At 71.1% G+C, this 19,974-nt stretch carries 14 protein-coding genes and 2 pseudogenes; 6 read left to right on the top strand and 10 right to left on the bottom strand.

The features are described 5' to 3' along the window. Positions 1 to 57 precede the first annotated feature (57 nt). Positions 58 to 1,401: a UDP-glucose dehydrogenase family protein gene (locus LN251_RS10325; protein WP_458244170.1), complete on the bottom strand. Its 1,344-nt coding sequence runs from the start codon at positions 1,399 to 1,401 to the stop codon at positions 58 to 60. 179 nt (positions 1,402 to 1,580) lie between these two features. Here LN251_RS10325 and LN251_RS10320 point away from each other — a divergent pair, with 179 nt between their 5' ends. Both LN251_RS10320 and LN251_RS10315 read left to right on the top strand, forming a co-directional pair. Continuing rightward, the gene (locus LN251_RS10320; protein ID WP_458244169.1) at positions 1,581 to 2,738 is read left to right on the top strand and encodes an acyl-CoA dehydrogenase; all 1,158 of its coding nucleotides are present in this window, start codon (positions 1,581 to 1,583) and stop codon (positions 2,736 to 2,738) included. 195 nt (positions 2,739 to 2,933) lie between these two features. Beyond that, entirely contained in the window at positions 2,934 to 3,296 is a 363-nt protein-coding gene (locus tag LN251_RS10315) for a four-helix bundle copper-binding protein (protein ID WP_142152360.1), read from the top strand. 50 nt (positions 3,297 to 3,346) lie between these two features. Here the strand turns inward: LN251_RS10315 and LN251_RS10310 are convergent, their stop codons facing one another. Both LN251_RS10310 and LN251_RS10305 read right to left on the bottom strand, forming a co-directional pair. Continuing rightward, positions 3,347 to 3,985: an HAD family hydrolase gene (locus LN251_RS10310; RefSeq protein ID WP_458244168.1), complete on the bottom strand. Its 639-nt coding sequence runs from the start codon at positions 3,983 to 3,985 to the stop codon at positions 3,347 to 3,349. Beyond that, on the bottom strand, positions 3,978 to 5,270 hold the full coding sequence (locus tag LN251_RS10305; RefSeq protein WP_458244167.1) for an LCP family protein: 1,293 nt from the start codon (positions 5,268 to 5,270) through the stop codon (positions 3,978 to 3,980). The genes LN251_RS10310 and LN251_RS10305 overlap by 8 nt, the downstream gene beginning before the upstream one ends. 119 nt (positions 5,271 to 5,389) lie before the next feature. On the opposite strand from LN251_RS10305, the gene LN251_RS10300 reads away from it, so the two are divergent. After that, a complete protein-coding gene (locus LN251_RS10300) occupies positions 5,390 to 5,947 on the top strand; it encodes an acyl-CoA thioesterase (protein WP_458244166.1) in 558 nt (185 codons plus the stop codon). A gap of 45 nt (positions 5,948 to 5,992) precedes the next feature. On the opposite strand, the gene LN251_RS10295 is transcribed toward LN251_RS10300, so the two are convergent. Continuing rightward, positions 5,993 to 7,471 (bottom strand): LCP family protein, encoded by a 1,479-nt coding sequence (locus LN251_RS10295; RefSeq protein WP_458244165.1) that lies wholly within the window; start codon positions 7,469 to 7,471, stop codon positions 5,993 to 5,995. A 127-nt stretch (positions 7,472 to 7,598) separates the two neighbouring features. Here LN251_RS10295 and LN251_RS10290 point away from each other — a divergent pair, with 127 nt between their 5' ends. After that, positions 7,599 to 8,627: a glycosyltransferase family 2 protein gene (locus tag LN251_RS10290; RefSeq protein WP_458244164.1), complete on the top strand. Its 1,029-nt coding sequence runs from the start codon at positions 7,599 to 7,601 to the stop codon at positions 8,625 to 8,627. A 28-nt stretch (positions 8,628 to 8,655) separates the two neighbouring features. Here LN251_RS10290 and LN251_RS10285 read toward each other — a convergent pair whose 3' ends face one another. The 5 genes from LN251_RS10285 to LN251_RS10265 form a co-directional block, all read right to left on the bottom strand. After that, complete coding sequence (locus LN251_RS10285; RefSeq protein ID WP_458244163.1) at positions 8,656 to 10,269, bottom strand: LCP family protein; 1,614 nt, start codon at positions 10,267 to 10,269, stop codon at positions 8,656 to 8,658. 216 nt (positions 10,270 to 10,485) lie between these two features. After that, complete coding sequence (locus LN251_RS10280; protein ID WP_458244126.1) at positions 10,486 to 12,135, bottom strand: LCP family protein; 1,650 nt, start codon at positions 12,133 to 12,135, stop codon at positions 10,486 to 10,488. 76 nt (positions 12,136 to 12,211) lie between these two features. Continuing rightward, complete coding sequence (locus LN251_RS10275) at positions 12,212 to 13,936, bottom strand: LCP family protein (protein ID WP_458244125.1); 1,725 nt, start codon at positions 13,934 to 13,936, stop codon at positions 12,212 to 12,214. A 226-nt stretch (positions 13,937 to 14,162) separates the two neighbouring features. Further along, positions 14,163 to 15,452, bottom strand: a complete 1,290-nt coding sequence (locus LN251_RS10270) for an LCP family protein (RefSeq protein ID WP_458244124.1) — start codon at positions 15,450 to 15,452, stop codon at positions 14,163 to 14,165. A 234-nt stretch (positions 15,453 to 15,686) separates the two neighbouring features. Continuing rightward, positions 15,687 to 16,454, bottom strand: a complete 768-nt coding sequence (locus tag LN251_RS10265) for a TIGR03089 family protein (RefSeq protein ID WP_458244123.1) — start codon at positions 16,452 to 16,454, stop codon at positions 15,687 to 15,689. 129 nt (positions 16,455 to 16,583) lie between these two features. Between LN251_RS10265 and LN251_RS10260 the strand changes: the two genes are divergently transcribed. Then, entirely contained in the window at positions 16,584 to 18,047 is a 1,464-nt protein-coding gene (locus LN251_RS10260; RefSeq protein ID WP_458244122.1) for a peptidoglycan recognition protein family protein, read from the top strand. A 162-nt stretch (positions 18,048 to 18,209) separates the two neighbouring features. After that, a pseudogene (gene manB / locus LN251_RS10255) lies at positions 18,210 to 19,293 on the top strand (mannose-1-phosphate guanylyltransferase). Between the two features lie 174 nt (positions 19,294 to 19,467). Here manB and LN251_RS10250 read toward each other — a convergent pair. Next, positions 19,468 to 19,974 (bottom strand): annotated as a pseudogene (locus LN251_RS10250) (DNA-3-methyladenine glycosylase family protein); the annotation flags it as partial.

Genomic DNA, 19,974 nt, shown 5'->3' with positions numbered 1-19,974 from the left:
CAAGACGCCGGTTCGGCCGACTGAGCCTCGGCCGAACCGGCGTCGTCCGCCCGTCGGCTACGCGGTGGGCCGGCCCATCGCCCGGTACGTCCACCCGGCCTTGCGCCACAGCGTCGGATCGAGCGCGTTGCGCCCGTCCAGGATCACCCGGGCCGCGGCCACCTCGCCGAGCGCCGCCGGGTCCAGCTCGCGGAACTCCCGCCACTCCGTCAGATGCAGCACCACGTCCGCGCCGCGCACCGCCTCGGTGGCCGACTCCGCGTACCCGAGGGTGGGGAAGACCTTGCGGGCGTTGTCCATGCCCTTGGGGTCGTAGACGGTCACCTGGCCGCCCTGGAGGTGGATCTGCCCCGCGACGTTCAGCGCGGGGGAGTCGCGTACGTCGTCCGAGTCCGGCTTGAACGTCGCGCCGAGCACCGCGACCCGCTTGCCCAGGAAGGGGCCGCCGCCCAGCGCCTGCCGGGCCAGCTCCACCATCTGCCCGCGCTGGCGCATGTTGATCGAGTCGATCTCCCGCAGGAACGTCAGCGCCTGGTCGGCGCCCAGCTCACCGGCGCGCGCCATGAACGCCCGGATGTCCTTGGGCAGGCAGCCGCCGCCGAACCCGATGCCGGCCCGCAGGAACTTCTTCCCGATGCGGTCGTCGTAGCCGATGGCCTCGGCCAGCTTGGCCACGTCGCCGCCGGAGGCCTCGCACATCTCCGCCATCGCGTTGATGAAGGAGATCTTGGTGGCCAGGAAGGAGTTCGCGGAGGTCTTCACCAGCTCGGCCGTCGCGAAGTCCGTCACGACGAACGGCGTGCCCTCGGCGATCGGGGTGGCGTACACCTCGCGCAGCAGCTTCTCGGCCCGCTCGCTGCGCACGCCGGCCACGATCCGGTCGGGCCGCAGGGTGTCCTCGACGGCGAAGCCCTCGCGCAGGAACTCCGGGTTCCAGGCCAGCTCGGCGTTCTCCCCGGCGGGGGCGTGCTCGGCGAGGTAGCGGGCCAGCCGGTCGGCCGACCCCACCGGCACGGTCGACTTGCCGACGACGAGCGCGCGCTCGGTCAGGTGCGGGGCGAGGGAGGCGAAGGCGGACTCGACGTACGACATGTCGCAGGCGTACTCGCCGTGCTTCTGCGGGGTGTTGATGCACAGGAAGTGCACGTCGCCGAAGGCGCCGACCTCGGCCCAGTCCATGGTGAAGCGCAGCCGACCGGTGGAGCCCTCGATCCCGGCGACGTGCTTGCGCAGCAGCTCCTCCAGGCCGGGCTCGAACATGGGGGCCTCGCCCCGCTCCAGCTTCGCGATCTTCTCCGGCACCACGTCGAGCCCCAGCACCTCGAAGCCCAGCTCCGCCATGGCGGCGGCATGCGTCGCGCCGAGATAGCCGGTGCCGATCACGGTGATCCTGAGGGCCATGGGGTGCTCCAGAGTGGGGACGTGGGCGATGCGGAGCCGAGCATAGTCGGGCTGATCGCCGGGCAGTTTTCCCGCTGTCGCCAAGCTCACGTATCAGTCCGGTGAGCCGCCCTCTAAAATTTGAGTTACTTAACGGTAATTAGCGTCGGTAATCGCAGCGTTTTGGAGCGTGAGAGACCTTGGCCGGATCGGCTGACTTCGACCTGTACCGCCCGTCCGAGGAGCACGACATGCTCCGCGACGCCGTCCGCTCCCTCGCCGAGGCGAAGATCGCACCGTACGCCGCGGCCGTGGACGAGGAGGCCCGCTTCCCGCAGGAGGCCCTGGAGGCGCTCGTCGCCAACGAGCTGGCCGCCGTGCACGTCCCCGAGGAGTACGGCGGCTCGGGCGCCGACGCCCTCGCGACGGTCATCGTGATCGAGGAGGTGGCCCGCGTCTGCGTCTCCTCCTCCCTCATCCCGGCCGTCAACAAGCTCGGCTCCCTGCCGGTGATCCTCTCCGGCTCCGAGGAGCTGAAGAAGAAGTACCTGGGCCCGCTCGCCAAGGGCGACGCGATGTTCTCGTACTGCCTCTCCGAGCCGGAGGCCGGCTCGGACGCGGCCGGCATGACGACCAAGGCCGTCCGTGACGGCGACCACTGGGTCCTCAACGGCGTGAAGCGCTGGATCACCAACGCGGGCGTCTCCGAGTACTACACGGTCATGGCGGTCACCGACCCCGCCAAGCGCTCCAAGGGCATCTCCGCCTTCGTCGTCGAGCGCTCGGACGAGGGCGTCTCCTTCGGTGCCCCGGAGAAGAAGCTCGGCATCAAGGGCTCCCCGACCCGCGAGGTCTACTTCGACAACGTCCGCATCCCCGCCGACCGCATGATCGGCGAGGAGGGCACCGGCTTCGCCACGGCGATGAAGACGCTCGACCACACCCGCATCACCATCGCCGCCCAGGCCCTCGGCGTCGCCCAGGGCGCCCTCGACTACGCCAAGGGCTACGTCCAGGAGCGCAAGCAGTTCGGCAAGCCGATCGCCGACTTCCAGGGCATCCAGTTCATGCTCGCCGACATGGCCATGAAGATCGCCGCCGCCCGCGCCCTGACCTACCAGGCCGCGGCGGCCTCCGAGCGCGGCGACGCCGACCTCACCTTCCAGGGCGCTGCCGCCAAGTGCTTCGCCTCGGACGTGGCCATGGAGGTCACCACCGACGCCGTCCAGCTCCTCGGCGGCTACGGCTACACCCGCGACTACCCGGTCGAGCGCATGATGCGCGACGCCAAGATCACCCAGATCTACGAGGGCACCAACCAGGTCCAGCGCATCGTCATGGCGCGCAACCTGCCGTAACGGCCGGCGGCTCGCACTGATCGGCGTAGCGACACCGAAGCCCCCGGAGCGAATCCGGGGGCTTTCGTCATCCCTGTGGTGGGGCAATTCGTGGCGGATTGTTCGCGTCCGCCCGATGGCGCGTCGCGCCCGGCGGGCGTAGGACGGACACCACACGGGGCCCGCCCCGGGCCCCTCTCCCTCCCAGGAGGAGCCATGACCCAGACCGGACCCGCCGCCGCCATGTCCAAGGAGATGCAGGACTGCGTCGAGGCGTGCATGTCGTGCCACAGCATGTGCGAGGAGACCATGAGTTCCTGCATGCAGATGGGCGGTCAGGCCCAGATGCAGATCATGCGCGCCCTCATCGACTGCTCCGAGATGACCCGCATGTGCGCGGACATGATGATGCGCCGCTCGCCCATGTCGGCCGAGATGTGCGCGATGTGCGCCAAGGCCTGCGACATGTGCGCCGAGGCGTGTATGTCCATGCCGGACGACCCGCAGATGATGCGCTGTGCCGAGGCGTGTCGCCGCTGCGCGCAGATGTGCCGCACCATGGCGGGCGCCACGATGTGACGCTCACCGCGGCGTGAGAGGGGGCACCCGCCACGGGTGCCCCCGCCGCGTCAGGCGAACAGCGGCTCCAGCGCCCGCTCCAGGTCCGCCGGGTCGCGGTAGTGCACCGCGTTCATGCCCAGGGCGGCGGCCGCGCCGACGTTCTCCTCGCTGTCGTCGACGAACAGGCAGCGCTCGGGGTGCACGCCCGCGAGGTCCGCCGCCAGGCGGAAGATGCGCGGGTCCGGCTTCGCCAGGCCCACCCGGGCGCTGTTGACGACGTGGTCGGCGAGGTCGCCCAGGCCCAGGGAGTCGAGGTCGGCCTCCAGCTCCAGGGCCGCGTTGGAGACGAGGACGACCGGCACCCGGATACGGGCCCGGCGCAGCAGCGCCACCACCTCGTCGTCGGCGTGGAAGGGCGACTCCAGCAGGGCCAGGGCCAGTTCGTACGCCGTCTGCGGATCGGAGTCGGGCACCAGCCCGGCCAGGCCCGCCGCGATCGACTCCGCCCACTCCTGCGAGGTGATCTCGCCCAGCAGCAGCGGCGCGACCGTCTCCGGCGCGAACGCCACCTTCTTGGTCGAGCCCTCGGCGATGGCCGCGGCCCGCTCCAGCGCCTCGAGGCGCGAGGAGTCGAAGGAGCGGACCACATTGTCCACATCGCACAGAACCGCCCCGAAGGGCGGTCTGTCGTTGTTGCCGTCAGTCACCCGACACCGTGACCTTCTCGTCGTTGTTCAGCTCGTTCACCAGCGTCTTCACCTTGGCCTTGTCCCAGACCAGGTTGCCGCCGGTGGACCCGGAGATCGGCATGTTCATCGACGTGCCGTCACCGCCGCTGACGCCCTTCATCGCCCAGAACATGGACGCCAGGTCCCACAGGCTCATGTCCTTGTCGACGGTGAGGGAGTCCAGGCCCGCGCCCATCGTCGGGTAGAACTTGAACGGGTTGAGGACCGTCGACGGGGTCGCCACCTGGTGGGCCAGGGCCGACAAGAACTTCTGCTGGTTCTTGGTGCGCTGCAGGTCGGAGGCGGCGAAGGCGTGCCGGGTGCGGACGAAGGCGAGGGCCTGCTCGCCGTTCAGCGTCTGCTTGCCCGCCTGGAAGTCGGCGCCCGAGTACTTGTCCTTGAAGCCCTTGTCGATGTCGATCGTCACGCCGCCCACCGCGTCCACGATCTTCGCGAAGCCGGCGAACCCGATCTCCACGTAGTGGTCGATGTGCAGGCCCATGTTGTACTCGACCGTGCGGACCAGCAGCGTCGGTCCGTCCTCCGCGTAGGCCGCGTTCAGCTTCGTCTGCCGGCCGGTGTTCGGGTAGCTCTTGCCGGAGGTCGACCCCTTGTACGAGGGGATCGTCACGTTCGAGTCGCGCGGCAGGGAGATCAGCGTGTCTCCGCTGGAGCCGACGTGCAGGATCATCATCGAGTCGGTGCGCTTGCCCTCGGCCGAGCCGGTGTGGAGCTTCTTCTTCTCCTCGGAGGACATCCCGGCGCGGCTGTCGGAGCCGACGATCAGGTAGTTCGTGCCGTCGCCCGTGGCCGGTCTGTCGATGACCTTGGACAGGTCGACGTCCCGGTGCAGCTTGGAGTCGGCCCAGAAGTAGGTGGCCACGGACGTCACGACCAGCACGGTCACGACGGTGATCGCCGTCCACTTGATGCGGCGCCGCCAGTTCGGCCGCGGCCGGCCCCCACCCGGGCCGCCGGCACCGCCGTGGCCGCCGCCGTACACCTGCCCGGTGTTGTAGCCGTCGTAGTCGCCGGCGGGGCCCCCGGCGTAGCCGCCGTGGCCCTGGCCGTCGACGTACGACGGCTGCTGGGGCACCCCGCCGCCGTACGGCGGCGCGGACGGGCCGGAGCCCCCGTATGCGCCCGGGGAGGGCCGGCGGACCTGCCGCATCACGCGCGCGCTCTCAGGCTGTGCGCTGGCGCTGCCGCGTCCGTACCGGTTGTCGCGGTTGTCGTCGGACCATGCCTCGGGCCACTCGTTCATGGGCCCCAGTGTGCAGGCAGCGGGCATGCCCTTTACAAGGGTCGTCGAAAAATCAGGGCACTGCTGTTGCGAACCCAACACAAAGTCCGCGAATGACACGTCGGCATAAGGTGGACGCCATGACAGACCAGGCCACCGCCACGGAATCGGACACCCCGGGCATCCCCGGCAAGCCCACCTCGGCGTCCCGGACCACGCTCAGCCACATCATGACCCACAACGACACCAACCTGCTGGGCACGGTGCACGGCGGTGTGATCATGAAGCTCGTCGACGACGCGGCGGGCGCCGTGGCCGGCCGGCACAGCGGCGGGCCCGCGGTCACCGCGTCCATGGACGAGATGGCGTTCCTGGAGCCGGTCCGCGTCGGCGACCTGGTGCACGTCAAGGCGCAGGTCAACTGGACCGGCCGGACCTCCATGGAGGTCGGTGTGCGCGTCCTGGCCGAGCGTTGGAACGAGTCCACCCCGCCCACCCAGGTCGGCTCCGCCTACCTCGTCTTCGCCGCCGTCGACTCCGACGGCAAGCCCCGCCGGGTCCCGCAGGTCCTCCCGGAGACCGAGAAGGACAGGCGCCGCTACCAGGAGGCCCAGATCCGGCGCACGCACCGGCTGGCCCGCCGCCGGGCGATCATGGAGCTGCGGGAGAAGCGGGCGGCGGAGGGCCTGGACGACTGAGCCCGCGGGCCGGCCCCGGCTGCGGGCACACCGCCTGGTCCGCGGCTACGAGCACACCACCTGGTCCCCGGTCACGGCCTCGAAGCGGCCCTGGGTCGCGTCCTCGGCCCGCACCTTCTGCACACCCTTGAAGTCGGCCCCGGCGATCACCTTCAGCGTCGGCCCGAGGCCCTTGACGGCCCGCAGTTCGCTGCCGGGCAGCGCGGCCGCCAGTGACCTGGCCGAACGGTCCCAGCGGGGGTCGTAGGCGACGACGGTCCGTGCGGTCCTGCGGTCGGCCGCGTTCGCGGGCGCGTGGGTCGTGCCGAACCCGGCGGCGGCCAGCGCGGCGTCCACGCGCCGGCCGAGCCCCACTGTGGCGGTGCCGTTCTCGACCTGGACGCGGATCTGCTGCGGGGAGACCTCGACGCGGGCGGCCTTCGGGGCGCCGGCGCGGCGCACGGTCAGGGGCTTGTCGTCACGGAGGTCGGCGAACAGGGCGTCGGCCTTGGCGGTGTCCCACTTCAGGGTCGAGCCGACACCCTTGACGGCGTATCCCATCTGCCCGATGGGGACCGTGGTGAACTCCGAGGAGGAAGGGGAGAAGTCGCGCATCGCGCGGCCGAGGTCGAGGAGTTCGTCCGTGCCGAAGCCCTTGTCCGCCCGTACCGAGCCCAGCACGGCCCGGGTCACGTCCCGGAACTTCATCGGGTTCAGCAGGATCCCGGAGGACGTGGCCCGTTCCACCAGGGCGGCCAGGAAGCGCTGCTGGCGCTTCATCCGGCCCAGGTCGGAGGCGCCGTCGACGTGCCGGGCGCGGACGTACTGCAGGGCCTGACCGCCCATCAGGGTGTGGGTGCCGGCGGACAGATCGAGGCCGGTGTAGGAGTCCTTCAAGGGAGCGGAGGTGCAGACCTTCACCCCGCCCAGCACGTCCACCGTCTTCATGAAGCTGGTGAAGTCGACCTCCAGGTAGTGGTCGATCTTCACGTGGGTCATGTCCTCGACGGTCCGCACGGTGAGGCGGGGGCCGCCCTCCGCGTACGCCGCGTTCAGCTTGATCGGGTGGGCGCCCTTGCCGTCGGAGTTCGGGACCTGCGCGTAGGAATCGCGCGGCAGGCTCACCACGCTCGCCCGCTCCCGGTCCTCCGAGATGTGCACGATCATCATCGTGTCGGTGCAGTGGCAGGGCGCTCCGCCCAGGTGGTACTGCTGCCGCTCCTGCGCGGTGATCCGGTCGCGGCCGTCCGTGCCGACCAGCAGGACGTTCATGCCGTGGCCGGCCCGGGGGCGGTTCTTCATGTCCTTGAACGGGTCCACGCGGGCGATGTCCGCGTCGAGGCTGGTGACCACCGCGTGCCCGATCCCGGCCGAGGCGAGGACGACGACGGACAGGGTCGTCACCGCCCGCATGGCCCAGCGCGGCTTCTTGCGGCGCACGGGGGGCCGCGGCGCGCCGCCGCCACCGCGCTGCTGCGGAGTGCGGGGCGGCCGGGTGCGGCGCTGCGGGCGGGCGGGGGCGGCGGACCGGGGCTGCGTGGGCATGGGGGACACCTCCGGGCTACGGCCGTACGTGGGATCATGAGCACCGTAGGCCGATACGATCTGCGGCCCGGTCCGCCGCCCCGGCGGGGCGCGGAGCTGTCCCCCGTTCGCGGTAACGTGAGCACCGATGAACGCCAATTCCGACGTGCAGCTCCCCGCCGTGTCTGTGATCATGCCCGTCCTCGACGAGGAACGGCATCTGCGCGGAGCCGTCCAAGCGATCCTCGCGCAGGAGTACGCCGGCGAGATGGAGGTCGTGATCGCCCTCGGTCCGTCCAAGGACCGCACGGACGAGATCGCCGCCGAGCTCGTACGGGAGGACCCGCGCGTCCACACCGTCCCCAATCCCACCGGCCGCACCCCCGCCGCCCTCAACGCGGCGATCAAGGCCTCCCGGCACCCGATCGTGGTCCGCGTCGACGGCCACGGCATGCTCTCGCCGGACTACATCGCCACCGCCGTACGGCTGTTGCAGGAGACCGGCGCGCAGAACGTCGGCGGCATCATGCACGCCGAGGGCGAGAACGACTGGGAGCACGCCGTCGCCGCCGCGATGACCTCGAAGATCGGCGTCGGCAACGCGGCCTTCCACACCGGCGGCGAGGCCCAGCAGGCCGAGACGGTCTACCTCGGCGTCTTCCGGCGCGAGGCGCTGGAGCGGCAGGGCGGCTACAACGAGGAGTTCATCCGCGCCCAGGACTGGGAGCTGAACTTCCGCATCCGCGAGGCCGGCGGCCTGATCTGGTTCTCGCCGGAACTGCGGGTGTCGTACCGGCCGCGGCCGAGCGTGAAGGCGCTCGCCAAGCAGTACAAGGACTACGGCCGTTGGCGGCACGTCGTCGCCCGCTACCACGAGGGCTCCATCAACCTGCGCTACCTGGCCCCGCCGACGGCGGTCCTCGCGATCGCGGCGGGCGTCCTGGTGGGCGCCCTGGTGACGCCGTGGGGCTTCGTCGTGCCCGGCGGCTATCTCGCGGCGATCGTCCTCGGGTCGATCCCGGCGGGCAAGGGGCTGCCGCCGAAGGCCCGGCTGCAGATCCCGGTCGCCCTCGCCACCATGCACATGTCCTGGGGCTGGGGCTTCCTGACCAGCCCGAAGTCGCTGGCCAGGAAGGTCATCGCGTCCCGGCGGCCCGCGGTGGTCACCGTCGACTGAGCATCCTCGAGCCCCGTCCCGGCCCGGACTACCAGGTGTAGTCCGGGTCGACGTGCATGCACGCCTTGGTGTCCGCGCCGTTGAGGGCGCTCGCCGACTTCGGCGTCGTGTCGTCGGCGTCCGCCGAGGTGTACTTCGTTCCGGAGCGCCAGTCGGCGCCGACGACGAGGGTGACGCCGTCGACGTCCGTGGACCTCTTCACCTGGCCGGCCGGGATGCCGAGCACCTTGGCGACCCGCCGGGCGTCGCCCTCCAGGTCGGCACCGGGGTAGCGGATCACCGTCTCGTCGCGGACGGGCAGCGTCGAGGAGTCGGCCGTGGCCTTCTCGAAGCCCTTGCCGACGAGGAGCGCGGCGATCGCGCTCGCCCGCCCGCCGACCGGGGCGAGGGTGCTGGTGCGCGTGCCGTTCTGCACCTGTACGGCGATCCTGTCGTCGGTGTCGGCCGGCTCGGGGGTGGCCGTGGGCGTGACGGCCTTCTTCTTGTCCTTGCCGTCCAGCGCGATGTCCTCGCGCACCAGCCGGAACAGCTTCGCCGCGTCCGTGGCCTTGGGCAGGACCCGGTTGCCGTCGGAGGAGTACACCCAGGGCATCGTCGTCATGGTGATGCGCTCGGTGGGGACCTTCTTCAGCTCCTTGCTCAGGTCGTAGAGCTTGGCCACGCTCCCGAGGCCGTCGTCCACCGTCAGTGCCTCGGTGGCCGTCTCGGCGAGCGCGCGCAGCCTGCCCGGGTTGCTGAGCGTGGCGTTGGCGCGCAGCTGGCGGACCATCGAGTTCATGTACATGTGCTGGGCCTTGGTGCGGGCGATGTCGCTGCCGTCCTCGAAGCCGTAGCGGGTGCGCAGCCACTGCAGGGCCTGCTTGCCCTGGACGGACGTCGTGCCCTCCCTCAGCTTCAGGCCCGAGCCGTGGCCGGAGGAGGTGTGCGAGTAGATGGCGGCGTCCACGCAGACCGGGACGCCGCCGATGGCGTCCGCCATGGAGACCACGCCCGCGAAGTCGACCATGACGAAGTGGTCGATGTGGATGTCGGTGAGCTTCTCCCAGGTGGCCACCGTGCAGCCGGGGCCGCCGCGTTCCAGGGAGGCGTTGGTCATCGTCGAGGTGGACGCGGCGTACGTCCTGCCGGTGTCCGGGTCCGTGCACTCGGGAAGGGCGAGCAGGGTGTCGCGGGGCATGCTCACGACCGACATGTTGGTGCGGTCCGCGGAGACGTGCAGCAGCATCTGGACGTCCGCGCGCGGGGCGGTGCCGTACGTGTCCTTCGCTCCGCCGAGCTTCTGGTTCTCCTTGGAGTCGCGGGCGTCGGAGCCGATCAGCAGGATGTTCAGCGGGGTCTGTCCGGCGGCGTTGGCGCGGGGCACGGCCGCCCGGTCCGCCTTGTCCCCGATGTTGAGGTCGTCCTTGCGGAGGTTGTCGTTCAGGTGCCGGTAGTAGAGGTATCCGGCGCCCGCCGTGCCGACGATCACCACCGCCAGGACCGCGGCCGACCAGCGCAGTATCCGGTGTCGGCGGCGGCCGCCGGCACGGCGCGGGCCGTCGCCGCGCCGGCCGCCGCCTCGCCGCTGCCGGGGGATTCTCTCGCCACCGCGTGCGGTGCGGGACGTCGTGTCCTCGGCCGCGGGAACGCTGCTGTGCGCCAACTCCCTGTCCTTTCCCACCCCTGCGCCCCGGGCCCTCGGACGTGAGCGCGCCTCATCATCGTGCAGACAGCTTGGTCTCAGCTGTGGATCACTCTGTGAATCCCGGTCGACGCACCCGCCCACGGCACGGGCCCGCCGTACGTCCTCAAGACATACGACGGGCCCGAGAGGTTGCCCTCACGGCCTCGACCGGTGTGCCGAAGCCGCTCGGCCGCCCTACCAGCGGTAGGGCGCGTACACGTCCATGCACTGGCTCTTGTCCGAGCCGTTGATGGCGTCGGTGCCGCCGGGCAGTTGACCCGCCTTGGGCGCGGACTGCTTCGGATACGCCGTGCCGGTACGCCAGTCGGCGCCGACGACGACCGTGACGCCGGAGACGTCCGTGGACCGCTTCACCGAACTCAGCGGAATCCCGAGGGACTTGGCGACCCGCTGGGCGTCGCCCTCCAGGTCGGCGCTCGGGTAGCGCACGACGGTGCTGTCCTGGGACAGGCCCGACGTGGCGTCCTTGGACGCCCTGCTGAACCCTTTCGCCACCAGTTCCTGGGCGATGACGCCCGCGCGGCCACTGACCGGGCCCAGCGTGGAACTGCGGGTCGCGTTCTGCACCAGGACGCCGATCTGCGCGTCCGGCGCCGAAGGGGCCTTGGTGGCCTCGGACTTGGCGGACGGCTTCTTCGAGCCCGACGCCTTGCCCTTGTCGTCGAGCGGCACGTCGTCGCGGAGCATCCGCCACAGCTGGTCGGCGCTCGCGCCGTTCGGCACGACGTGGTCGGCGTTCCGCGGGTCGGGGACGTTCGGCATCGTCACCGAGGTGATGCGGTCGGTGGGCACCGACTTCAGCTGCGTGCCCAGGTCGTACAGCTTCTTCACGGTGCCGATCTCCTCGGACACCGACAGCGACTTGGTGGCCGCCTCCGCCAGGTCCATCAGCCGGCCGGTGTCGGTGAAGACGTTCTGGCCCTTCAGCTTGCGGATCATCGAGTTCAGGTACATGTGCTGGGCGCGGGCCCGCATCAGGTCGCTGCCCCAGGCGTGCCGGGTGCGCAGCCACTGCAGGGCCTGCTTGCCCTTGACCTTGTGGGTGCCCTCCGTCAGCTTCAGTCCGGAGCCGCCGGGCACCGCGGCCGTCGGGTGGTCCCACACGTTCTGCCGGACGCACACGTCGACGCCGCCGATGGCGTCGGCCATGCGCACCACGCCCGAGAAGTCGATCGTCATCCAGTGGTCGATGTAGACCCCGGTGAGGTTCTCCCAGGTGGCGAGCGTGCAACCGGCGCCGCCACGGGCGAGGGACTCGTTGATGATGCCGTTGGTCGGCTGGTAGACCTTGCCGGTCTTGGGGTCGGTGCACTTGGGGATGTCGACGCGGGTGTCGCGCGGGATGCTCACCATCGCGGCGCTTTTGCGGTCCGCGGAGAGGTGGATGAGCATCTGCACATCGCCCAGCGGCGGGCTGCCGCGGTCGTACTTGGCGCCGCCCAGCTTGACGTTCTCGTCGGAGTTACGGCTGTCGGAGCCGATCAGCAGGATGTTCAGCGGGGTCTGCCCCGCCGCGTTCGCCTTGGACTTCAGCGCCTTCGCGTCGCCGCTGCTGCGCTCGCCCTTGTGGATGTTGCCGTTGAGGTGCTCGTAGTACAGGTAACCGGCGCCGGCCGTGCCGAGTATCAGCACCGACAGCGTGACCGCCGACCAGCGCAACACCCTTCGCCCCCGCCGCGGGCCGCCCCTGCGGTGTCCGCCCGCCTCGAACGCCCCCGTCCCCGATCTGCCCGAGCCGTCCGCGCCCTCGGTGGTCTCCTGGCCGCCGAAAGCCGGCCGGACCCCCGGTCGCGTTCCCTCCCCACGCACACTGCTCTGCGTCATTCCCCGTCCTCCCCACCCTTGCGCCGTCAAACGGGCCTGCCATGCGTCCTGTTAGACGCACGACAGGCCCGTCAGGTCACTTGGCGCACTCAACCTTGTCGGCCGTCGTCTTGTCGACGTCCGGCGCCTTGGACGACGCGGTGAACTTCTCCCCCGCCCCCGGGAAGTCCTTGCCCAAGGTCAGCGTTATCGTCGGCAGCCCCTGGTCGTTGGTCACGCTCTTGCCCGGCTTCATCGCCGAGCCGGACAGACCGAGGATGGCGGCCAGCCGGCGGGCCTGGTCGGCCTGGTCGGGGGAGTACTCGAGGGTGGTCTTCGCCTGGGAGGCCCCCGCGTTGCCCGCGTTCTCGCTCTTCAGCACGCCCGCGGTGTTCTGCAGGTAGCTGAGCTCGGCCTGCGCGCTGCCCGCGTCCGCCCCGCCGTTGAGGATGCGCACCCGCACCTCGGAGGCGGCGGACTTGCTGCCCTTGAGGCGGGCGGCGACCGCGGCCGCCTCCTTCTTCTTCTGCGCCTTGACGGCGGTGAAGGAGACGTCGTTCTTGATGGCGTCGAAGACCTGCTGGGCCGCGCCCGGCTTCAGCACGACGGTCGCCTTCACCTTCTCGGCCGGGTTGTCGATCACGGGCACCGTGGTGAACGCCAGGTTCTTCGGGTTGAGCTTGCCCAGCTCCAGACCGAGGTCCTTCAGCTTGCCGATGCTGTCGAGGTTCGAGTCGACCGTCAGCGCCTTGGTGCCCGCCTCGGCGATCTTGATCATCTTCGACGGGTCGGTGAGGGTGTCGTTCGACTTCAGCTTGCGCATCAGGGCGCTGAGGAACTGCTGCTGCAGGGTGATCCGGCTCAGGTCGCCGCCGAAGCCGACCGCGTGCCGGGTGCGCACGAAGGCCAGCGCGGTCTCGCCCTGGATGTGCCGCGTGCCCTTCTTCAGGTTCAGGTGCGAGTCGGGGTCGTTGATGTCCTTGCCGAGGCACACGTCGACGCCGCCGACCGCGGTGGTCAGCGTCTTGACCGCGTTGAAGTCGGCGACCATGAAGTTGTCCGGCGTGATCCCGGTCAGCTCGGTGACCGTGCGGGCGGTGCAGCTCGGCGTGCGGTCGTCCTGGCCGAGGCTGGTGTTGAAGCGGACGTTGTCCGTGCCGGCGATGACCTTCTCGGTGCCGTCGGCCAGCTTGGTCGGGCAGTCCGGGATGTTGGTGATCAGGTCGCGCGGGATGCTCAGCGCCGTCGCGTTCGAGCGGTCCTTGGAGACGTGCAGCAGGATCGTGGTGTCGGCGTGGCCGACGCTGTCCTTGTCGCCGTACTTCGTGTTGCCCTTGCCGGTGCGCTTGTCGGTGCCGATCAGCAGGATGTTGATCGCCTTGCCCTTGCTGAACCCACCGGTGCTCGCGCCGTCGTCGGAGACGGACGTGATGTTGTCGTTGAGGTGCTTGATGTAGAGGTAGGCACCCCCGGCGGCGGCGACCAGCACGAACGCCATCGTGCCGCCCGTCCACAGCAGGACCTTCTTCGCCTTGCCCTTCTTCACCGGGCGGCGGCCGCGCCGGCCCGGCAACGGCTCCTCGGGCACACCGCGACGACGGCGCGGCGGCGGAACGTCCCGGTCCGGCGCGCGCTCGGGAGTCGCCGTACGACTGCGCACGGCACCACCCGCGGAACGCGGGGCCGCCCGGCGCGGACCGGGCACTCCCGACTGCGGAGCGGAAGGACTCAGTCGCAGTTCGTATTCACCGGTGTTCGGATTGAGCACCCACTGGTCTGCGGGATCGATGTCGTCCGCCCGCCCACGGCCTGTCGCGTCCACGATTGTCCGAATCCTCCGTCGGGGCGCGGCGCCTTCCCCCCTCAAGGCGCTCGGTCTCGGTCTCACAGTGCTCGACGCCAGGACGGACCTCGCGGCGGGATGCACCGGACCGCTCACACTATCCGCCCAGTTCAGCACCCAGTGACGACGGTGAGAAATTCCATGCCCAAGGGCGGGGCAATTCGCCCTTTTTCTCGGACATAAGTGCGGTGATTTGGTGATCGCTTTACCTGCAGGCGTCCGTGGCGGCCGAGTTGCCGCGGAACGTGGGGGCGGGTGAAACTCCGTTCGACGGGTACCCGGGCTGATTTTCGGCGGACTTTCCGTCGCGGAATCCGTGCGCACCGTAGTCGTGCGGGCCTTCGGGCGCCCCGTCCCCGGCGGTCGAATGGCCGCTCTTCGGGGGAGATTCCCGCGGAAGTGCCTTCGGGGCCCCGGCCGGGCCTTCCCCGGCCACCCGGACCGGCAGGTCCGCACGCAGTCGTTCGAACAGCTTCTGCGCCTCCGGCTCCACCAGTTGGTCGCGGTTGGCGTCGTAGGCGTACGGCTCTCGCGGGACCGTGAGGAACCGCACATCCTGCGAGGGGACGTCGCGCAGCCCGCGCACGAGGTCGTACAGCCCGCGCAGGCTCGCCAGGGCCGGATCGGTCGTCAGGGAGGACGTGGCGGCGTCCAGCACGGGGTAGAGCTTGACGGGGTTCAGCAGGACGTCGTTGCCGCGCACCTTCTCGACCAGGGCGCCGAGGAACTGCTGCTGGCGGTCCATCCGTTCGGTGTCGCTGCCGTCACCGAGCGACTCGCGGGCCCGGACGTAGCCCAGGGCCTGCTCCCCGTCGAGCGTCACGCGCCCGGCTGGCAGCCGCAGCTTGGCGGCCTTGTCGTCGATCGGCTCCGCCAGGCACACCCGCACCCCGTCGACGGCGTCGACCATGTCCTTGAAGCCCTGGAAGTCGACCACCACGTGATGGTCGACGCGGATGTCCGTGAGCTGCTCCACGGTCCGGACGGTGCAGGCCGAACCGCCGATCTCGAAGGCGGAGTTGAACATCGTGAACGCGGGCTCGGAACGGGTGCCGTCGGGCCGCAGGCAGGCGGGCACGTCCACCATCAGGTCACGCGGGAGCGACATGGCGGTGACGGACCGCCGCCCCGCCGCCAGATGCAGCAGGATCGTCGTGTCCGACCGCTCGGTCCCGGAGTCCCGTCCGTAGCGCGAGTTGCCCTTCCCCGACCGTGAGTCCGACCCGATCAGCAGGATGTTCTGCGCGTCCTTGACGAGCGCGGTGGGCCGCTCCTTCTCGTACCGCGCCAGCTCGGCGGCGGCCGCGTCGTCGGCCGTGATGTTCCCGTCCAGCTTCTCGTACACCGCCCATCCGGCCCCGGCGGCGCCCAGCACGACGAGCGCGAGGCCGAGCCCGCCGCCCCGCAGCCACCGCCGACGGCGCCGCCGCGCGAGCCCCCGGCCGGTCGCGGACGCGCCGGCGCCGGGCCCGAGGGTGCCTGCGGAGTCGCTCACGAGCCGGCCCACCCCTCATGGCGTCAGGACGTAGTGCTGTTACGACCATGCCCCGGAAGGGGCGGGGGAGGCGGGCCCGGCTGCTCCGAACGGGTGATGGCGCAACCCGGGGGCGCGGGGGAAACGCCCGAGCGGCGAGGAGCGGCCGACGCCCGACGGTGAGGCGGACACCCGGGCGGCGGCGAAGGGCCGGCGCCCGGCGGTCGGGGGAAAGGCGCGGCCGGCGCCCGGCGGTCAGCCGGCGTCCGCGCGCCGCACCGTGCTCACCCGCTCGCTCTCGACCCGCTTGGCCAGAGCCTCCTCGCCCAGCTGCTCCAGGTTCCGGCACAGCACCACGGAGCCCCCGGTGGCGAGCGGCCCGTAGAGCCCGGCGTTCAGGCCGCCCCAGGTGTCGTACGGCAGCCCCGACAGGATCCTGCTGCCGGGCCCGGTGAGCCCCAGCCCCGGCGCCTCCGCCCGGGCCCGCTCCACGACCTCGGCCGCGCTGAACTCCCGCCCGGCCACGACCAGCGCGGGCTCCTCCGGGTCCACGGGCGCGAACGGCGCGAACCGGTCGCCCTGGCTCGGCACCTCGACGGCGTAGTCGACGAAGCCCTCCGGGGTCTGCGGGAACCGCCCGCCCAGCGGCCGCAGTGCGAGAGCGACCCGCTCACCGCGACAAGCCCGCGCGGCCTCCAGCGTGTCGGGCCCGCTCACCACCACGTCGGCCGCGCCCGGATTCCCGTCCACGTCCGCGACGACCCCCACCGAGGAGCACGCCAGCAGCCACACCGCCGTCTGCCAGTGCGCCGGCAGCAGCAGGGCGACCCGGTCGCCCGGCGCCGCCGCGAGGTCGCCCTGGAGCAGATTCGCGGTCTTGGCCACCCAATTGGCGAAGGTGGCCACGGACAGTTCGACACGCTCGCCCGTGGCGTCGTCGTAGAAGGTCACCAGAGGGCGTCCGGGGTCCGTGGCGAGCGCGGAAGACAGCAGGTCGGCGGGGGTGCGATCGGTGGCGTTCACCCGCGCAAGCGTACGCGGGCGGCACCCGGCGCGGCGCGCGGCCGCACCACCGGTTCGGCGGAACGGGAGTCGACGGCCCGTCAGCTCCCGAATGGACAGACAAATATGACCATGTCCAACATCAGCGACATGCGTGGACTCCTTGTCTCCTCCCTCGCCTCCTCGATCGGCGTCACCTGTGCGGCCGCCCTCGTCCTCCCGCTCGCCCCGCCCGCGGCCGCGGCGTCGCCGAGCGGGGCGAACAGCGGAGCCAGACCCGCGCCGACGGCGGTCCGCCAGGCCGTCCAGAACCCTGCCGCCCTCCCCGGCAGCACCCGGTCCCTGCCCCTGGCCCCCCTCACCCGCGACCGCGCCATCGGTCCGGCCGTCCCCGAACAGGGCCTGTCCCGCGGGCATGTACGGCCCTTCTCCCTCGTCGGCGTCGTCTGGAACGACCCGGACGCCGTGCTGCACGGCCGCGTCCAGGTCCGCACCCGCGCGTCCGGCACCGGCACCTGGTCCGGCTGGCAGGACCTTCAGACGCACAACGACGACGGCGCCGACCCGGACGCCGCCGAGCGCACCTCGGGCCACGTCCGCGGCTCCACGGCACCGCTGTGGGTGGGCGACTCCGACGGGGTCGACGTCCGCGTACGCGCCGAGGGTGAACGCCGTACCGACGACACCGCCCGCGGCACCCGCACCGCGACCGCCTTCGCCCCGCTCCCCGCCGGGCTCCGCCTCGAACTCGTGGACCCCGGCTCGCAGACGGCTTCGCGCGCCGTGCCCCCGCCCGCCCAAAGAGGCATCGAAGCCGACGCCGCCAACACTGCCGACGCCCCCGGCACCCGCGGCCTCGGCGCCGAGTCGCTGACCGCCTCGGCCGCCAACGCCGAACTCGCCCCGCTCGGCGCCACGGAGATCCCGAAGCTGGGCAGGGCCGCGACGGAAGACGAACAACGCACCCTGCGCGGCGGCGAGTTGACGGAAATCCAGCGGACCAACCCCTTCATCGGCCCGCGCCCGCGTATCATCACGCGCCGCGGCTGGGGCGCCGACGAGAGCCTGCGCGACCGGGGATTCGTCTACACGAAGAAGGTCAAGGCGGCCTTCGTGCACCACACCGCCTCCGGCAACGGGTACCGCTGCTCCCAGGCGGCCTCCGTCATCCGCGGTATCTACCGCTACCACGTCAAGAGCATGGGCTGGCGCGACATCGGCTACAACTTCCTCGTCGACAAGTGCGGAAACATCTACGAGGGCCGGGCCGGAGGCGTCGCCAAGCCCGTACTGGGCGCGCACACCCTCGGCTTCAACACCAACAGCATGGGGATCGCGGTCCTCGGAAGCTTCGGCTCCGCGAAGCCCCCGGCGGCGGCCCTCAAGGCCATCGCCCGGCTCACGGCCTGGAAACTCGGTCTGTACGGAGCCAACCCGCGCGGCAAGACATATCTGAAGTCGGGTGGTGGCAATCTCTACCGAAAGGGAAAGAGCGTACGACTGAATGTGATCTCCGGACATCGTGACGGTTTCGCCACGGACTGCCCGGGCCGGCAGCTCTACCGCAAACTCGGCACCGCCCGCACGACCGCTGCCCGTTACCAGGGCAGGTAGGGCGGGAGAGCGGGAGAAAAGGGTCGCATTCACCGCCGTCGGGGGACGAGGGGCGGAACCACGAAACGCCGCCGAGTCGTCGAAGGCGTCGCACGACGATCTGCATACACTGGCCGGCCGAAGGACATTTCGGCCGGTCCCGGCAGGAAGCAGAGACGACAGGTGACAGAAGCGATCCTCCTGGTCGGCGGCAAGGGAACGCGGCTGCGTCCGCTCACGGTGCACACGCCGAAGCCCATGGTCCGGGCGGCGGGCGTCCCCTTCCTCACACACCAACTGGCGAGAGCCAGAGCGGCGGGCGTGGACCACATCGTCCTCGCCACCTCCTACCTGGCCGAGGTCTTCGAGCCGTACTTCGGCGACGGCTCCTCGATGGGCCTGCACATCGAGTACGTCACCGAGAAGGAGCCCCTGGGCACGGGCGGCGCGATCCGCAACGTCGCCGCCCGCCTGCACTCCGGCCCGGACGAGCCGGTGCTGGTCTTCAACGGCGACATCCTGACCGGGCTGGACATCCGCCGCCTGGTGCGGACCCACGAGACCTCCGGCGCGGACGTCTCCCTGCACCTGACGAAGGTCACCGACCCGCGCGCCTACGGCCTGGTCCCCACCGACGACACGGGCCGCGTCCTCGCCTTCCTGGAGAAGCCGCAGACCCCCGAGGAGATCGTCACCGACCAGATCAACGCGGGGGCGTACGTCTTCCGCCGCTCGGTCATCGACACGATCCCGGCGGGCCGCCCGGTCTCGGTGGAACGGGAGACGTTCCCCGGCCTGCTGTCCGCCGGAGCCCACCTCCAGGGCATGGTCGACTCCACCTACTGGTTGGACCTCGGCACCCCGGCCGCCTTCGTACGGGGCTCCGCGGACCTGGTCCTCGGCCGCGCCCCGTCGCCCGCCGTCCCCGGCCGCTGCGGGGACCGACTCGTCCTTCCCACGGCCAGGGTCGCCCCCGACGCCAAACTGACCGGCGGCACGGTGGTGGGCGAGGGCGCCTTCGTCGCCGAGGGCGCCCGCGGTCTTCGGCTCGACCATCCTGCCCGGTGCCGTCATCGAACCCGGCGCGGTCATCACCGACTCCCTCATCGGCACCCGCGCCCGCGTCGGCGAACGCTCCGTCCTCACCGGCACGGTCATCGGCGACGGCGCGATCATCGGCCCCGACAACGAACTCCGCCACGGCGTACGGGTCTGGTGCGACGCCCAAATCCCAGCAGGAGCACTCCGCTTCTCATCGGACCAGTAACGGCAGCACGGCTGGGCGCCGGCGGATTCCCTTCGGCCTGTCGGGCGGTTCGGCTGGGCGCAGGCCCGCCAATCCAGCCCGTCCGGCGTTTGAGGACGAGGCCCGTTCAGGCCGACGGGGGGTCCTGGGGGGCGGAGCCCCCTGGTACCTGGGCGGCGCAAACGGAACCGCCCCTCACAACTTCCCGATGTCGCCGCGAGGCATCTTCGGCGCCCGCCGAGCCGGCGTACGCCCACTCAGCAGAATCAACCGAGCGGCCCGATGCCGCTGCCCGGCATAAGGCTCCAACAGCTTCAGCATGACGCCGTCATCCGCATCCCGGTCCCCCGCCAGCGCCCACCCCACGATCCCCGGCAGATGCAGATCCCCCACGGTCACCGCATCCGTCGCCCCATGACTGCGCTGCACGACCTCCGCCGAGGTCCACGGCCCGATCCCCGGCACGACCTCCAACCGCGCCTGCGCCTTCTCGGGCGACATCCCGACGGCCTCCTCCAGTCGCCCCGCCACCCGCACGGCCCGCAGGATCGTCGACGCCCGCTTGTTGTCGACCCCGGCCCGGTGCCACTCCCACGACGGGATCAACGCCCACGTCCGCGGCGCCGGCATCACCCACAGCCGCCCCCGCCGCGGGCCCGGGCGCCGGCTCCCCGAACTTCCGTACCAGCAACCGCCACGCCC

This window comes from Streptomyces sp. MAI_2237, from assembly GCF_054189285.1.
Note: the sequence above shows the minus strand (reverse complement) of the source record. Positions and strands in the feature narration are given on the sequence as shown.

Coding starts and splice junctions, on each gene's coding strand:
- LN251_RS10260 (WP_458244122.1), top strand. CDS start 16,584: ATGCGTGGACTCCTTGTCTCCTCCCTCGCCTCCTCGATCGGCGTCACC.
- LN251_RS10295 (WP_458244165.1), bottom strand. CDS start 7,471: ATGCCCACGCAGCCCCGGTCCGCCGCCCCCGCCCGCCCGCAGCGCCGC.
- LN251_RS10280 (WP_458244126.1), bottom strand. CDS start 12,135: ATGACGCAGAGCAGTGTGCGTGGGGAGGGAACGCGACCGGGGGTCCGG.
- LN251_RS10325 (WP_458244170.1), bottom strand. CDS start 1,401: ATGGCCCTCAGGATCACCGTGATCGGCACCGGCTATCTCGGCGCGACG.
- LN251_RS10315 (WP_142152360.1), top strand. CDS start 2,934: ATGACCCAGACCGGACCCGCCGCCGCCATGTCCAAGGAGATGCAGGAC.
- LN251_RS10290 (WP_458244164.1), top strand. CDS start 7,599: ATGAACGCCAATTCCGACGTGCAGCTCCCCGCCGTGTCTGTGATCATG.
- LN251_RS10305 (WP_458244167.1), bottom strand. CDS start 5,270: ATGAACGAGTGGCCCGAGGCATGGTCCGACGACAACCGCGACAACCGG.
- LN251_RS10300 (WP_458244166.1), top strand. CDS start 5,390: ATGACAGACCAGGCCACCGCCACGGAATCGGACACCCCGGGCATCCCC.